The following is a 16,194-nucleotide window of genomic DNA, read 5'->3' on the forward strand; positions in this document are numbered from 1 at the left end:
TTTCAAGTCGCTTCCCGGAAGGCTTGTCAAATAAATTCAAAACTGCCCGTCGCCAAATTCTCGATGCATACTAATCCTAATATTATTTCACTTAAACTTGATAATATCATTTGCAGAAAAATAGATTTTATCTATAATGGTCGTTGGAACGACTTGAAAGTCCAGGAAATTTTTATTAAATCAAGGAACTTAGGAGCGTGCCGATGACGAGAAAATTGGTGGAAATCAGTGCGGACATCATCCAAAACCAGGTATCCACAACTCCGATGTCTCCTGATGAACTAGTATTGTCCTTGCAGAAGGTTTTTAGGGCACTTCAGGACATGCAGAAGTCGGAGACGGACGGAACAGTATTGGATCTGGCCAGACCATTGGAAGAGGGCTCTGAAGAAAGCGGCCCGCCGCAGCTTTCACCCCGCGAATCCATTCAGCAGGACAAGATCGTGTGCCTCGAATGCGGGGCGGAGATGCGCCAGTTGACGGCCAGGCATTTGGTTTCACACGAGTTGACTCCGCGAGAATACCGAAAGAAATACGGGTTCACGATGCGGACTCCCCTGTCGGCGAAGTCTCTGACCAAGGCGAGGAGCAAGGCCGCCAAGAAGCGGGGACTGCCGGAGAAACTGGTGCAGTTCCTCGAGGCCAAGAAGCAGCAGAAGGCCGCGGCGGTAATGGAAGGCTCACCCGCGGAAGACTCCCTGACGGACAAGGCGTCCAAGATCCCCAGGAGAAAGAAAAGCGCTCCCTGACCACCCCGGGGGAGCACTGTTACTCAAAGCCGGCGCGGCATCGGACTCTTCCCGGCAGGTCGCCGGCCGGGATTGGCCGTCCGTTTGCGAAACCCCGGGCAAGAAGACCTTGCGGGATCCCTCGCCGGGCCTTCTTGCCTTTTGTTTCGAACCCCTTTCGCGAGAACCCGGCCGGCCGGTCATCCTCGAACGTTGCCCCGTTGCGTTTGGATGGATAAAACCTTCGGAACGGCCTGCGAACAAGCCGTCGACGACGGCTCCTCTGTATCGTTTCGAACCCGCTGCTCACGACGGTTCGCGGCAACGACGGACCGTCTTCGTTCAGCAAATCGTTCGTGTTGCCGTGAAGAGAGATGACCCATGATCAGGAAAGCCGTCGTAGTTGTCGTCATCGGTCTGCTGGGTCTTCTGGGATACCGGTTGCTTGCCTCGAGTCCCGGGCCGACGATCAGGAACGATCGTCCAAACGGTGAAAACATCATTTGCTTTGGGGACAGCCTTACGTACGGCACTGGTGCTCCCAAAGGAAAGGATTACCCAACCCGGCTGTCCCGGATGATTTCCGGGCCTGTTATGAACAAGGGCGTCCCGGGAGACACGACGGCCCGGGCACTGGACCGATTGGACAAGGACGTACTGTCGCAGTCTCCCCGTATCGTTTTGATCACGCTGGGTGGAAATGATTTGAAAAACGGCATTTCGAAAGACATTGCTTTCCGAAACCTGAGGGTCATCATCGAGTCAATCCAGGACATGGGCGCCCTGGTGATTGTCGGAGGCATCGACGTGCCTGTTTGGGGGCGCGGTTTCGAGGACGGATACAGGCAAACCTGCCGGGAGACCGGCGCGGTGCTCGTCCCCAATATTTTCGAAGGCATCTTCGGCAACCGACAACTGATGAGCGACGCCATTCACCCCAACGGCGAGGGCTATGAATTGATTGCCGAGAAATTCCACCAGGCGCTGAAACCTTACCTTTGATGGCCGGAAACGTGCGTCCGTAACGAGGAGCGGAGGCGTTCGGGCGGGTTCGGGAACGAGCGTGCCCGGCCGGAATCGGCGTCGTCGTCTCTCCGTATGCTCCGCCGGCAGACCCCGCAGTTCACCGATGGAGCTTCCCCCCTGTCCGCTCTTCCAGCGCTCGCCGACAGTTTGAAAACCGGTTGGCCCCGTCGGCGACGGCCGGGCTTCGAACGGGCGTCTTCCCGGTTCTCCCGGCACGGCAGTGCAAGAGGAGGAAACGATGCAAGGAGCACTCTGCGGTTTCACGGTGTTGGACCTGTCCCGACTCCTTCCGGGCCCGTTCTGTTCCATGCTGCTCGCGGACCTCGGGGCCGACGTCATCAAGATTGAGGAGCCCGGACGCGGCGACTACATTCGCTGGTGGCCTCCCAGGGTCGGCGGCGGCAGCGGCTACCATGTCGTCCTCAACCGCAACAAACGGTCTCTGACCCTCAATCTGAAGGCACCCGAAGGGAAGGACATTTTCAGAAGCCTGGCGAAAAATGCGGACGTGGTGTTGGAGAGTTTCCGTCCGGGCGTGATGGACAAGATGGGATTGGGCTATGAACGGCTCGCAGCCGTCAATCCCGGCATCGTCTTTTGTGCGATCTCCGGGTACGGGGCCTACGGCCCGATGGCGCTCAAGGCCGGCCATGACGTGAACTACCTCGCCCGCAGCGGTGTGCTTTCCTACAGCGGCCGGCGTGCACCCACCATGACCGGGGTTCAGATCGCCGATCTGGGCGGCGGCGGTCTTCCTGCCGCTTTCGGCATTCTGGCCGCCCTGCTCGCCCGGACACGCACCGGCAAAGGCCAGTTCGTGGATGTTTCCATGACGGACGGCTCACTGCTATGGAATTGCCTGCGCTGGGGAAAACTTCTCGGCGACCGAGCCGTCCCCGCTCCAGCGGACGACATGCTGAACCACGGCTTTGCCTGCTACAATCTTTATTCGACCCGGGACAAGCGGTACATGAGCCTTGGCGCGCTGGAACCGCAGTTCTGGAAGGCCTTCTGCGAGCGTGTGGGACACCCGGAATGGGACACTCCACAGTATTTCGAACCGGGAAGCCACCAGGTCGAGTTGAAGCACCGGCTGGAGGCGTTGTTCGCGAGCAGGACCCGTGCCGAGTGGGTGGAGGTCTTCAAGGATGCCGACTGTTGCTGTGAACCGGTGCTCGATCTTGCCGAGGTCATGGACGATCCCCAGGTGCGGGCGCGAGAAATGGTGGTCGATCTGATCCATGACAGCTGGGGAGCCTACCGGCAGCTCGGCATATGCCCCCGACTCTCGAGCACCCCCGGGGGCATTCGGTCACATGCCCCCGAGCTCGGCGAACACACGGACCGGATCCTTTGCGGCCTGGGCTACGATTCGACCGAGATCGAAAGGCTGCGACGGCAAGGCGTCGTCTGATCCCGGTCATGCGCACTTCACATGCCGCCGCACGAGCGATCGCCAGGCAGGTGGGCGTGCGGCTGCGTCTTGCATCGTCCCTTTTCGAGCGATTCCGGTTCGCTCTCAATACCGCGGCATGAGGGATCGCGCGGGGTGAGGCGGCTGAGGATGAATCCCGCCCTTGTACGGACCGATGTGCCGGTCAGACGTGGCGGTAGGGGACGCGGGTGGGGATAAACCTTGCCATTACGGACTGTTACGCCGATCAAACGTAGGGGAGGGCTTTATGCCCTCCCGCCCGATGCACCCCTCTTGAATGCGATTGTACGAAACGGCCGGATCGGGCCGGCGATCGCGCCGCGAACCTTGACAAAGCCGCAGTGCGTGCAAAGGATTGAGGGTGTAAGACAGAAAATGGGCCGATGGTTCAGGACTGTTGTGATCACTCCAAACCGACAAGGAGCGGCAAATGGCGAGAAGGCGAAGAGACGCGATGGATTGGGTGGACAGGGCGATCTCGTTTTACAAATCCGCAGGCCGGGAGATCGCCCTGGCCGAATACATGAACCCCCGGGGACAGTTTGTCGAAGATGAAATGTACGTCTTTGTGCTGGATTCCGCCGGCACGATGCTTGCCCACGGGGTCAACGAAAAATTCGTGGGCAAGGATTTCATCAACCTCAAGGACTCCGACGACAAGCCGTTCATCCGGGAAATCGTCGATATTGCCAACTCCCAGGGCAGCGGGTGGGTGCAATACAGGTGGTACCATCCCACCAGCCGAAAAGTGGTTCCCAAAGTGGTCTATTTTGACAAAATCGACGACATGATCTTTTGCAGCGGTGTCTACGAGGAATAGCACGGCTTCATAAACACGACCGAACTCCCCGGTCGTCGGGACCGCCGTTGCGGAGCACGGCCTATTCTTTTTCCACGGTTCGTCTTACTTATCCTCGCGGTCTTCGGGCACTCATCCTCACAGCAGTCGCAACCGGCAGGAATCGGCGTTTCAACGATCATCGACCTATCAGCCTTCCGAACCACGGGAAGAGTCGAAAGACCGGAACAGACCCGCCCGGGGCAAGGTCCTCTTGTGACCTGCCCCGGGGGGATGTTCGTACAATCGACTTGAGCGAACCGCCACAGGAGGTCCCCGGCTACACCCCCCTGTGCCTTGGTGAATCCCGCCAGTCATGAACGATCTCCCAATGATCGTTAAACGAAGGATCGAATTGGCTGTAGCGAAAAGAAATCGTTTTCCCCGCGGCATCCTCCCCGTCGGCATCCCGGCGCCAATAGCGCAGCGAGATGGCCGGAAGCAGCACCGGGCTGTCTTGCACGTTTCCCGGGAGCCGCGGCTTCTCGATCCAGGTCTCCTTCTCCTCGATCACCTTCCACACCGTACCGTAGCGCTTGCTGCGAACCCGGGCCCCTACCCGGGGCAGGCCGAGCTTCAGCCGTAGCTCCTTGAACCGGTACGGAGACGGTTCGCCCTTGTCCAGCACCCGTTCGCCGAGAAATCCCATGAGGATGGCGCTCACGGGAGCAGTCATCACAATCGAGAGCACGACGATCGCCAGGATTTCCTCTCCGAACGCCACCCCGGCAGCGAGCGGAATCGCGCCCAGGGCTGCCTGAGCCGTACCCTTGGACAGCCAGCTCACCGCGCAGAACAGCTTCTCTCGCCCGTCAAACCCCGAGCCGAGCAAAGCGAGGCCGACTCCCAGGCTTCTGCACGCCAGGCCGCCCACTATCACGGCAATCGCTTCGAAACCCACTTGCCCGATCACCGGAATGTTCACCCGGGCTCCCAGGAGAACGAACAGAAGCAGTTCGGCGAAGACCCGGAGTTTCTGCAGCCGCTGGGAAATAACGAAGGCGACCGGTTCGGCTTTCTCCAGCAGGATGAACGCCATGGTCATTACACCGAAGAGACTCGAAAACGTGACGATCCCCTGGTGAGCGTTTTCCAGCCAGACCAGGAGAATGGAGGCCCCCAACAGGGCAAGCGCCCCTCTCTGCGCGCACCGGTCGTATTTTCCGAAGAGCCGGTAGAGAACATACCCCGGCAACACGCCAGACAGGACTCCCAGAACGATCGCACCCGGGATCTGCGCCAAAGCGCTCAGCAGTCTCACCTGCGCGGCCCCGTACATGCCCGCGAAGAAAGTGAACAAAACGATCATGAACACGTTGTCCAGGGGACAGGAGGCCAGCAGAAGAGTGGGGATCCCCTTGAGCGCTCCCCTGCCGCGGTCGATGTAGTCCAGAGCCTTCGGAACCACCACGGACAGGGATGCCGTGCCCAGAACCGCGCCGAGGATCGCGCCTTCGACTAAACCGAAACCGAGCAGCCAATGGGCCGTCACAACAACCGCCGCCAGCTCGAAAAGGTTGGGCAGGCAGCTCATGCCGATGGTGAGTGCCCCCACTCTGCGCAGCGTCGAACGGTTGAGCCCGAGTCCTGCGCGGAGGAGAAGGACAACGAGGGCGATCTCTCGAAAATCCTCGGAAACGCCGACCATTTCCGGAGCCATCAGATCCAGGCCGTGAGGACCCACCGTCATGCCGACCAGCAGCATGCCCATGAAGCCCGGCAGTTTCAGGCGACGAAACACCAGATCCGCGGCCAGTCCCATGAGAATGATCAACCCGATGCTGAACGCCATAAGTCCTCTGTCGCGTTTGATTGCGGCACCCCGTGCGCCTGTTCCGGTGGGAGGCGGAACCCGCCCGCACCGGGCCGTTCACGGTGTTGGGAAGGTTGATTCCGTTGTGATCTCGAAAACCTGAAACTCCAACGCGTTCAACCGAATCCGTACGGGCGACGAAGTCCGGTTCAAGCCCTGAAAGAGCGTCTCGTATCGCGCCGCGGGCCAATGACGGTGGAAATGGTCTGAGAACGGCGACAGCAGGTCGATTTGACCCTCGGGACCAGGAGGTTGTTCGAACAACCCTCTGCAAATCCGTAGGATAAGTCAAGAAGAAGCGCGGCCCTGCTCCGCCTTCGCGAAGCGCCGCTCATCCGCCTGGACCCGTAATGCATTCCCGGCGGGGGACCCGGTTTCGGCGGGGACGGGCACTTGCAGACACGGCCCGGACCCCTCAGGCCGGTTCGTCTTGCGGCAGCCGGCTCGAGACGCTCCGCAACCACTCGGCGATGTTGGGGTATGGACCGTCGAATCCAGTCTCGCCCCGAAATTCTCCCGTGCCGGGATCGATTGCCGCAAACGGTACGCCGTTTCGCCTGGCCGCATCGAGGTCGCCTTTGCCGTCGCCCAGGAAGAGGCAGTGGCGGGGCTCGATCCGGCAATCGCGGAGGAATCGGGCGAGCGTCTCCGACTTCGGCCAGTCCCCCCCTCCCCGGATCTCATCCAGAAGAACGTTCAGGCCGCGATTTACAAGGGTTTCTCTCAGTTCCTCCAGCGGGGTATTCGAAAGGGCGACTCGTGTGATCTTCAGCCTGCCGAGTTCGGCGAGGACCTCGCGGCACCCGGTCGTCAGCGGAGCGCGGAGCATGGAGATGCGCCCGAGCCGTTTGAATCCTTCCCAGCGGAGCTCGAACTCGTTCTCCGTGAAGGGTCTGCCCACCACCCGCTCCTGAACGATGCGCATCTTGCTTCCACGGTCGATTCCGGTGAGCTGCAGGTACACGTCCACGATGCGGCCCTGCAGTTCCGGGTCCTCGGTGAACGCCTGCGCCATGGCCTGAGCGTTGGCTGCGTTGGAATCGATCAGTACGCCGTTGACATCGAATATGCACACTTTGATTCGCGCCGGTTCCATTTTTTCGCCTTTATGCAGTCATCACCTTTTCGAAACCGCCGTAACGACGGCCGGTGCCGATCGGCAGAGGCCACCATCCAGGATTCAAGATAAGGTCCATGCCGCCCCCTGACATCCCCGGGCAGACCGGATCCGTTCTCGGGGAGGATCACGGCGGACAATACGGTAAGCACGCCCCTTACGGGAAGACAAGCAGGACCGCCGTCAGCGAGGCCAGGGACAACATCGTGGACAGCACGATGCCGGCTGAAGCGAGGTCCGTGTCGCTGCCCAGCTGAGACGAAAGGATGTAGATGGCCGTCGAGGTCGGCAGCGCGAAGTAGATCATGGCCACCTTCAGGGGCAAGCCGGAAACCCCGAAGACGTCGAGCAACAGATAGCCCGTCACGGGGAGCAGGAACAGTTTGAGCACGGATGCCCAGAGCGCCGGGGCCAAATGTCCCCGCAGCATCGAAAAACTCAGGGAGCTTCCGATGGACAGGAGCGCCATGGGAAGGCTGACCGAGGACAGCAAGCGGAAAGTGTTTTCCAGGAAGGAGGGAAAACGGGCCCCCGTTCCGGAAAAAGCCAATCCCAGCAGGCAGGCGAGGATCAAAGGGTTGGAAACGATGGCCTTGAGCAGGAACCGGTTTCGCTGCCCCGGTGCGAATTCCTTTTCTGAAAACCAGATCAGCGTCGAAACCGCAAGGAGATTGATGAAAGGGATGGTGAAAACCAGGACGATGCCGAAATGCCGAACTCCCTCCTCACCGCATGCGCTCAGCACGATCGCCATTCCCACATACGTGTTGAAGCGGTAGCAGCACTGCGAGAACGATCCCACTTTGAAGTCCGGAGCCCCCCACGCCCTGATGAAGATCAGGCTTATCGCCCACAACGCGAACACCGCCAGGACGCAGGCGACCCCGAGTTGCCAGTCGAGATCGGCGCCGGAACCGGAGCCTCCGATTTTCCAGAACAGCATGGCGGGGAAAAAAACGAAATAGATCAGCTTGTCGGATACTCGGAAGAACTCGTTGTCCGTCAGGCGAAACCATCTCAGCAGACTCCCCATGATGATGATGACACAAACCGGGAAAATGCTGTCGATCACCGCGATCATGAATCCACCTGTATCGGCTTTGCCGGAAATCATTGCGAGTTTTTCGGGTGCGTCGAAAAGGACTGCAGTATACGGTGAAATCGCGGAAATTCAAGGGGGTAGCTCAAGGAATGACGCGCGGCGACACAAGACCTGCCGATACATGGGCCGCCGGCTCGGCCCCCTGGGAGCACGCGGAACAGGCCGCCCCGAACCTCAACTTGGCGAAAGCCGGGAGCCTGTGCTTCTTCCTGGATTCCCAGCGTTGCCGGGGCACGGGAGGTGGCAGGGCGTCGCGAAACGGCGTCGAATCGACCGTCAGAGGCAAAGCCCTCAGCAGATAGGTTGTTCGTTTCCCAATGTCCGGCTTCCAAGGCGCGGGGCCGCCGCCGGTTTGGAATTGTCGAGCGACGGGAGGCGTTGCGCGAAGGCACGTGGGATACCCGCGGCCTGCCCATCCGACACGGTTCCGCGCGGAATTGCCGCGGGACATGCCGGATAACCCGGATCGTCGATACGCACCCCGCCCGGGGTGAATCTGCGTTCTTGCCTGTTGAGAGTGTTTTGATTATTGTAACGTTCGAGGCATGATCCGGGCCTTCGGTTCGTCGCGGTGTCGACATGCGGCCCATCGTTTTCAGGACTGCAGTGTACGAGGGGTCTTCCTTGTCAATGGAACAGCGGGAGCGTTCTTTTTCAGTCATGACCTCGGCTCTGCAGGGGCGGACGGGTTCGGACTTCCGGGAGAATCCGACGGTCCAACCGTTTTTCGGAAGCACCCCGTTCCCCGGCGAAGCAGATCGAAAGGGAGCTCCGCCGGGCCTGTCGGAGACGTGATCGAACCGTGGTCGCACGATGGCCGGACGGGGTGAAGCCCGGGCCTTTTCTGCAACTTGCGGAGAGCCGGATGGAAACTGACGTCAGCTTCAAGAATATCGGTCTTCGCGGCATAACCGTGGCCGACACCAAAATAAGTTACATCGACGGAGTGCGCGGAATTCTGATATACCGCGGATTCCGTATCGAGGATCTGGCGGAGATTTCCTCTTTCGAGGAGACCGCGTACCTGCTGTTGAACGGTGGTTTGCCCGACAAAGAGGGACTGGCCGCTTTCAGGGACGCGCTCACCGCAGCCGGCCGGCTCCCCGACGAAATCTCCGAAAGCTTCAAGCTGTGGCCCCGCAGGTCCGATCCCATGGACATCATTCAGGCATCGGTTCCCATCCTCGCCATGATCGATCCGGAGCTCGCAGCCGAATCCAGAGAAGCCAACCTGCGCAAAGCGATACGGGTCATCGCCCGACTGCCTGAAATCATCACCACCTGGCACAGAATGCGAAACGGTCTTCAGCCCCTGCCTCATGATCCGAAACTCGGTCACGCCGGGAACTTCCTCTGGAAGCTCACCGGGAAGAAACCCGAGGAGGAAATGGCCCGAGCCTTCGAAGTCTCTCTGATTCTACAGGCGGACCATGCCTTCAGTGCGTCCACATTCGCCTGCAGGGAAGTGGTGTCCACCCGGGCGCACCTGTATGCCGGGGTCACCGCAGGGGTGGGAGCTCTTTCAGGAATCCTCCACGGGGGCTCCAACGCCTTGGTCATGCGGGTAATGTTCGACATGATCGACCAGGGGATGACCACGAAGGACATCGGCGCCTGGGTTAAAGGAAAGCTTGACCGGCGCGAGAAGATAATGGGGATGGGCCACGCGGTTTACAAGACCACCGATCCCAGGGCCGAGATCCTCAAGGGCCTGTGCGAAAACGTGGCCATAAAGACCGAGCGCGAGGAGTGGTTCAACTTCCTGAGGGCGATAGAAACCGAATGCATCCGGGAATTCGAAAAAAGAGGCAAGAGGAAGATCAAGGCCAACGTCGATTTTTACAGCGGTCTGCTCTGCGCCATGCTCGGAATACCGCTCGATATCATGACTCCCGTATTCGCGATGGCGATTGCGGTCGGCTGGTGTTCGCACATCATCGAGGAAAAATTCGGCGATGCGCAGGGGAAGCCCGTATTGTACCGTCCGGAATCCAAGTATGTCGGCCATTATTGCGGCCAGTTCGGCTGCACCTATCTGCCCATCGAGCAACGGTAGACGCATGCCGTCGTCCGGCTTGGCCCCGCGGCGGGTTTTCACCGCCGGGGGACTCTTTCCGCTTCTCTCACACGGGCCCGGCCGCCGCCCCGCCGTCCCGGACCACTCCGAGACGGAATCTTCGCCCCATTCGTCCATCCCGCTCATCGCCCTGACAACGACTATCCGGCAGCTCAGCCCCATGCGGTCGTGTTTTGGAAAACCACGATACTCGACCGTATCATTTCTTTCATGGTCTCGTCCGATGGGCGACCGGCGCGAAAGCACGACGCTTGACCGGTTCGGACGTCCCACGGACACGACATGCCGGTTTCACGACGATGAATAGTCCAACGACGAACACCCGGCTTGCTTCACTCGATGCCTTTCGAGGAGCCGTCATTGCCGGGATGATCCTCGTGAACTCACCCGGCAGGTGGGTCTACACCTATTCGCAGCTCAAACACGCCCAGTGGAACGGCTGGACTTTCGCGGACACGATATTCCCGGCATTTCTGTTTGTCGTGGGCGTTTCCATGGTTTTCTCGTTTTCCCGCCGGAGAGAATGCGAAGAACCCGCCTGGAGGCTGGTGCTGCAGGTCTTCAGACGAACGTCGCTCATCTTCCTCCTCGGACTCCTGCTCAACGTGATGCTCGACTTCCATGGCTCCAACCTGAGGATCCCCGGGGTACTCCAAAGAATCGCCGCCTGCTATTTCGTCGCGTCGCTGATTGTGCTGGGAACCGGCTTCCGGGGCCAGGCGATCTGGGCCTTGGGCCTTCTTGCCCTCTATTGGCTGCTGATGGAGTTCTACCCCGTGCCCGGAATCGGCGCGGGGGTTCTCGAACCGGGAAGAAACTTCGCCTCCTACGTCGATTCCCTGCTTCTTGACGGGCACATGTGGTCGCACTACCGAACCTGGGACCCGGAAGGAATCATCAGCACGATCCCCGCCGTCTCCTCCACCCTTTTCGGAGTCCTCACGGGACACTTCCTGAGATCGACGTTTTCCGCAAAAGCGAAGACCGCCGGGATGCTGGGTGCGGGGGCGGCGCTGCTGGCGCTCGGCCGGTTCTGCAGTATCTGGCTCCCCATCAACAAGAACATCTGGACCAGTTCGTACAGCATCTTCATGACCGGCCTCTCACTGGCCGGGCTGGCGGTGTTCTATTGGCTCATCGATGTGAAAGACCGCAAACGCTGGGCGATCCCTTTCGAAATCTTCGGCACGAACGCCATCACGGCCTACATGCTGTCCATGTTCCTGTTGATAGCCGCGCGCGGCATCGACTGGACGTTTTCCGACGGCTCGCAGGTCAAGATACGGAGACTGTGCTACGACTGGATACTCATCCAGGTGGGGAATCCCAAGGCCGCGTCCCTGCTGTTCGGGGTCGGCCTCCTGTTGGTCACATTCCTGCCCCTGTGGCTCATGTGGAGGAGGCGTTGGTTCCTGAAGGCCTGACATGGCAGGGCGGATGAGCCGGCAGGCGCCTGGAGGACGGCGCGGACGAGCCCTCGTTCGCCCGCGGGTTCGCTTCAGTCGGCCCATTCGGGGACAAATCGGCGCGCCTTGCTCATGGCGGCGTCCAACGTTCTGTAGGAAGGTTCCAGAGAGCCGACGCGGGCCCAGAACTGGGGGGAATGATTCATCTGCTCCATGTGGCAAAGCTCATGGATCAGAATATATCGAACCAATTCGGGAGGCAGGAACAGAAGTTTGTAGTTGAGGCTGATGGTGCCTTTGAGCGAACAACTCCCCCACCGGCTCTTCTGCCCCCGAACCAGTGCCTTGCGGAAGGGAATTCCCGCGGAGGCGCCGACCCTCCCCAACCAGGGGACAAGGTGACGCTGTCCCTCTTGCTTGAGCCACTCTTTGAACAAGTGGCGGCATGTTTCGGGGTCCGTCAAGTCTCCACTCAACTCGAGGCGCGCGGGGGCCGTCCGAACCAGTCGGACACTTCGCCCCGGCCCGGGAACACACAAAACATCGAATTCGGCATCCACCGCACGAAGATGAATGGTCCGCGGCGGAAACAACCGGGACTCCGAGCTGTTTTCATGCAACCGGCTTCGCCCGGCGACCAACTCGATCCAGTCCCTCTTCCGGTCGAGAATCTCCGGCACTTTTTCCCGATTGAAACCGGGGGGAATAACGACCTCGAGCCTGCAGCCCGGCAGCATCCTCAGGATGATTCGCTTCGCCTTCTTGCTCACACGCACGGTATGGGGCGGAACCGTATCCGGGTCTTTCATCGGGGGACCATCCGGGCACCATCCTGCAAACCTCCGTGAGCCGGCGGCTCACGGAGAAAAACGACCTTCGTCATCGTCATTTCCGTCCAAGGGGACATGGAGGTACAAGAACGCGGATCACCCGTCTTTCAAGGCTTCCCGAGCATCCTTTACTTGTTTCCCTTTCGGACTTCTCTGTTCATCTTGGGGCCACCGGTTCCTTCCTTCGGCCAGGGCGTGCCCGCGCTGTCCACAAAGGTCGTCCCATCCAGCGTCCCGGTCGCCTCGCCGCCATCCTGCAGCTTGAGCTTCAAATCCTTTCCGCTGAGCGCGTACCTGCCCTCGATGCCCTGGTACTTCGCTTCCACCCCGGAAGACTTGACCTTCTGCTTGAGAAAGAATGTCCCATCCGGGTTGAGCTTCAAGTATTCCCTGGGGTTATCCTTGCTGATATAGGTACCTGCCACGCCGGTTTGCTGACCGGACGAAAGTCCGGCGCAAGACAGGACAAGAGCTATCGATGCAAAGAGTGCAAGAGCACGTTTCATCACAATCCACCTCCCTTTATTCCACACCGGGTTGTCTCAAGAGTCTCCTCTTCCATCCTGCGAGCTCAGGCGGCGCTCGCCCCGAATCCCACGATCGGGCCGGGGCGAACGCCCGTCTTCGTCACCCGAAAACACACGGGCTCTTGCCGGCGGCAAAAGCCGTCAGCCGGTTCGAATCGCCTCGACGCCTCAGCCTACGTTGCAGCATAAGGCCGGGCGGTATCCGCATGGGCCGGTCCGTCCCTCAGGCAACGCATACTATACCGAAGTCCTGACGACTCCAACAAAGATTATGCGCCGGCAGCCATCGAACCACCCCGGGCGTCGCCGCCGTTTTATCCGAAGCGCAGCCCGCTTTCCCGGATCAGGTACAGGATGATCAGGACCCCGAGGACGAGCCACAGCACTCGTATCAGTATTGTCCTCCAGGAGAGGGCCGACCCGATCCCCGGGTCCGGAAATGCGGGACCGGGAGACGACCAGGCGGATGCGTCCCTTCCGAACATCGTTTTTTCCACCTTCCGCGCGCGGGGCGCCCCCCCGGCAAGGAAGTCCCCGGCGGGAAACCCCTCGACCGAAGCCTTTCCTCCCGGATCTTCATCCCTTCCCACGCGCGGCGAAGAAGCCCGGATCTTCCCGTCCGGGAAGGTCCCGTCACCCCGGGGCACCGGCAGGGGAATCTTTTGCCGGACAGCGTTCGTCACCTCCGTGATTTTGCGGTTGACCGCACCGCCCACTAAAAAGAGAAAGAAACCCGCTAGGGGCATGGCGAACATCCCTGGATGGAATGCCCTGTCCAGCACGGATTTCGCTGGATCGGCAGGGTCATGGAACACCTCCACTGCATCCCCCTCCCGATAACCGGCGGCCACGGCCGCGGCGGACGGGCGTCCCGGAATGTAGTCGGGTCCGAACCGAACTCTCTCGCCTTGGTATCGAACGTCCTTCACGGCATATCGGTAGACGACCTTGGGCGTCCGCAACCTCTTTCCCCCGGGTGTCCCGGCCTTGACGCCGGATGAGAGGATCACTCCCCTCGTGGAAGGCCAGTTGGCCGCCGATATCACCTCGATCACCGGCATTGCCCCGAACACCATGAGACCCATGCCGGCCAGCATGATCATCTGAAAAAGCCTTCCAACAAATCGGGCAACGAGGTCGATGGGGAAACTTGCAGACTGGGGCTCGGACATCGTCACGACTCCTTTTCCTGAGATTCAGGCTGTTCTCTCACACTCGGCAATCCCCGCAGCACCCCGCCCCGCCGCGATGCGCTCTGCTCCGGAAACCCTCCTCCCGGGACCGGACGCGGGAAATCGCCCGCTCACCGCGCTCGACCGGCAGCGTCGTGCACGCTCCATACACGATCGCAGAAAACCGTCCGGTTGGGAAGGGAACTCCGCATATTCGCAAGGAATCCCGACGGAGGCTTGCACGTTGCGGTCGAATCCATCAAACCCGGAGTCGCGCCGAGGAGAAGACTTCATCGCAACGGGCTGGAGGCGAGCAACCTCCGCAGCTCGTCCTCGATCCTGCCGGGCGAATACCCGAGGCTGAAGGCCCTGGTGCTGTCCAGGGAAACATCGCGTGGGCGTGGCGCGGGCATTTTGACGTCCCGCTGTCTGCAGGCCCGCAGCCCAGCCTCCCCGAAACCCGCCAGGCGCGCCAGCAAAAGACCGAATGCGTACCGCGAGACCCGTTCCCGGCCCCCCAGGTGGAGGATCCCTCCGGTTTGCCGCAGCGCGAGGAAAATTCCCTCCACCGCCGATTCAGCGCTCACCGGAGTCCTGATCTCATCCGTGAACAGCGGCAGCTCGCGTCCGGACCGCATCGCCTCGATCATGGGCTGAACGAAACCGGACGAGAAAGGCCCCGGTTCCCCGAACATCAAGGGCAGGCGGCAGATGACCGCGTTCGGATATTCCGCGGCGACCATTTCCTCGGCCCGCGCCTTCTGTTCGCCATAAACGTTGACCGGAGAAACAGGGTCCCGTTCCCCGTACGGGGGGCTCAACCCGTCAAAAACCATGTCGGATGATATGAATAGGTAAGGGATGGCTGATTCGGCACAAAGCGCGGCGATGTGGAACGGCGCCTCGACATTGATTCTATACGACTCCGCCCGGTTTTCCTGGCACCAGTTGACATTGGTCGCCGCGGCGGCGTGAATGACGGCCCGGGGTTTGAGCCTCCGGAACATGTCGGCGGTTTGCGCGCGATCGGTGAGATCGACGACGTGGCCCCGGACCCCGTCAATGGCGATGGGATGTCGGTGGGCCACCCCGTGGATTTCCCACCGGTCCCTTTTCAGCCGGCAGACATTCCAGCCCAGAAGCCCGCTCGCCCCCGTCAACAGCAACCGCTTCACCGGTTGTCACCCGCGGAGTTCTTCTCCACGACGGGCCGACCACCCGAATCGCAACCGCCGTCACGGCGCCGTTGGGCCCAGCTTTCGGCGCGCCTCTCACCGTAGGTCTTCACGAACGCGTTCACGATCTCCTCCACCGGAACGTCCGCATAACTCCCGATGAACTCGATATATTCCATGTACCTCTGATGTTCGCTGTTGAACGCTTGAAACAAAGAATCATCCCGGCCGTTGAAATCGAGCGGGGGAACACGGTACCATTCGCAGAGCTCCCGATTGAACGCGGGCGTGGCCTTGACCCAGCCGCCGCCGAGGAAAAACTCCGCAAAAGCGTGATATACGAACACATCGGTGCCGAGCCTATCGGTCAACCGTTCGCCGGCAAGATGATTGCGCACATTCGCGAATCCGAGCCGGCACGGAATGCCGCAGGCCCTCGAAAGGGCGCACAGGAGCGAAGCCTTCGGAATGCAGAAACTCTTGCCGCAGGACAGGACATAGCTGGCGCGATAGTACAGTGGTTCTTCAAACGGAAGATAGGGACTGTACCAGATGCCGTCCCGAACGGCGAGGTACAGCCTGACCGCCATCTGTCTGGGATCGCCGCAGCCGCGCACGGTCTTTTCGGCTAAATCCCGCACGGAGGGATGATCGCTGTCGATGATGGCTGTCGGCCGAAGATAAATGGGATCCGCGTCCATCATGAGTCATTGTCTCTTCAAGCTGCGCGCCGGGCTTTTCTCTATGGGCATTCTCCATTGGCAATGAATTCAACGATGCCTTCTATTATCATGACGAAAGCTTCCCATTCAAGGTTTTCCGCTTCTTTCCATCGAATTCCGCTCGATTTTGCGTCACCGGCCGGTCCATTGACGAAAGTCCCGGAAAGCCGGGCCGGCTGTGAGCTTGACAACGTTTGCGAGAGTGTGCTACAGGGCAATGCCGATT

14 protein-coding genes are annotated in these 16,194 nt (G+C 60.3%); 6 read left to right on the top strand and 8 right to left on the bottom strand.

What is annotated here, in order from left to right; all coding sequences use genetic code 11:
- Positions 1-203 precede the first annotated feature (203 nt).
- The 4 genes from SFUM_RS07900 (at position 204) to SFUM_RS07920 (ending at position 4,009) form a co-directional block, all read left to right on the top strand.
- Positions 204-749, top strand: coding sequence for a Ros/MucR family transcriptional regulator (locus SFUM_RS07900; protein ID WP_011698384.1), 546 nt, complete (start codon positions 204-206; stop codon positions 747-749).
- A 360-nt stretch (positions 750-1,109) separates the two neighbouring features.
- Positions 1,110-1,730 carry an arylesterase gene (locus SFUM_RS07910; protein ID WP_011698385.1) on the top strand — a complete coding sequence of 207 codons (621 nt, stop codon included), beginning with the start codon at positions 1,110-1,112 and terminating at the stop codon, positions 1,728-1,730.
- 262 nt (positions 1,731-1,992) lie between these two features.
- Entirely contained in the window at positions 1,993-3,168 is a 1,176-nt protein-coding gene (locus tag SFUM_RS07915; protein WP_011698386.1) for a CaiB/BaiF CoA transferase family protein, read from the top strand.
- A gap of 451 nt (positions 3,169-3,619) precedes the next feature.
- Entirely contained in the window at positions 3,620-4,009 is a 390-nt protein-coding gene (locus tag SFUM_RS07920) for a cache domain-containing protein (RefSeq protein ID WP_011698387.1), read from the top strand.
- 298 nt (positions 4,010-4,307) lie between these two features.
- On the opposite strand, the gene SFUM_RS07925 is transcribed toward SFUM_RS07920, so the two are convergent.
- From SFUM_RS07925 to SFUM_RS07935, 3 genes are all read right to left on the bottom strand, one after another.
- Positions 4,308-5,819 carry a cation:proton antiporter gene (locus SFUM_RS07925; protein WP_011698388.1) on the bottom strand — a complete coding sequence of 504 codons (1,512 nt, stop codon included), beginning with the start codon at positions 5,817-5,819 and terminating at the stop codon, positions 4,308-4,310.
- 436 nt (positions 5,820-6,255) lie between these two features.
- Positions 6,256-6,936, bottom strand: a complete 681-nt coding sequence (locus tag SFUM_RS21620; RefSeq protein ID WP_011698389.1) for an HAD family hydrolase — start codon at positions 6,934-6,936, stop codon at positions 6,256-6,258.
- A 178-nt stretch (positions 6,937-7,114) separates the two neighbouring features.
- A complete protein-coding gene (locus SFUM_RS07935; protein ID WP_011698390.1) occupies positions 7,115-8,038 on the bottom strand; it encodes an AEC family transporter in 924 nt (307 codons plus the stop codon).
- 886 nt (positions 8,039-8,924) lie between these two features.
- Here SFUM_RS07935 and SFUM_RS07945 point away from each other — a divergent pair.
- Together SFUM_RS07945 and SFUM_RS07950 are read left to right on the top strand one after the other, a co-directional pair.
- Positions 8,925-10,115 carry a citrate synthase gene (locus SFUM_RS07945; protein ID WP_011698392.1) on the top strand — a complete coding sequence of 397 codons (1,191 nt, stop codon included), beginning with the start codon at positions 8,925-8,927 and terminating at the stop codon, positions 10,113-10,115.
- Positions 10,116-10,435: 320 nt separating this feature from the next.
- A complete protein-coding gene (locus SFUM_RS07950) occupies positions 10,436-11,560 on the top strand; it encodes an acyltransferase family protein (RefSeq protein WP_011698393.1) in 1,125 nt (374 codons plus the stop codon).
- A 74-nt stretch (positions 11,561-11,634) separates the two neighbouring features.
- On the opposite strand, the gene SFUM_RS07955 is transcribed toward SFUM_RS07950, so the two are convergent.
- The 5 genes from SFUM_RS07955 to SFUM_RS07975 form a co-directional block, all read right to left on the bottom strand.
- Entirely contained in the window at positions 11,635-12,351 is a 717-nt protein-coding gene (locus SFUM_RS07955; protein ID WP_011698394.1) for a M48 family metallopeptidase, read from the bottom strand.
- A 149-nt stretch (positions 12,352-12,500) separates the two neighbouring features.
- Positions 12,501-12,878 (bottom strand): hypothetical protein, encoded by a 378-nt coding sequence (locus tag SFUM_RS07960; protein WP_011698395.1) that lies wholly within the window; start codon positions 12,876-12,878, stop codon positions 12,501-12,503.
- Positions 12,879-13,213: 335 nt separating this feature from the next.
- Entirely contained in the window at positions 13,214-14,071 is an 858-nt protein-coding gene (locus SFUM_RS07965) for a DUF3592 domain-containing protein (protein WP_011698396.1), read from the bottom strand.
- Between the two features lie 290 nt (positions 14,072-14,361).
- The gene (locus SFUM_RS07970; protein WP_011698397.1) at positions 14,362-15,246 is read right to left on the bottom strand and encodes an SDR family oxidoreductase; all 885 of its coding nucleotides are present in this window, start codon (positions 15,244-15,246) and stop codon (positions 14,362-14,364) included.
- Positions 15,243-15,950, bottom strand: coding sequence for a transglutaminase-like domain-containing protein (locus SFUM_RS07975; protein WP_011698398.1), 708 nt, complete (start codon positions 15,948-15,950; stop codon positions 15,243-15,245). Before SFUM_RS07975 ends, SFUM_RS07970 begins: the two co-directional genes overlap by 4 nt.
- Positions 15,951-16,194: the final 244 nt, after the last annotated feature.

Origin of the sequence: Syntrophobacter fumaroxidans MPOB (assembly GCF_000014965.1) — a bacterium.
GTDB lineage: Bacteria > Desulfobacterota > Syntrophobacteria > Syntrophobacterales > Syntrophobacteraceae > Syntrophobacter > Syntrophobacter fumaroxidans.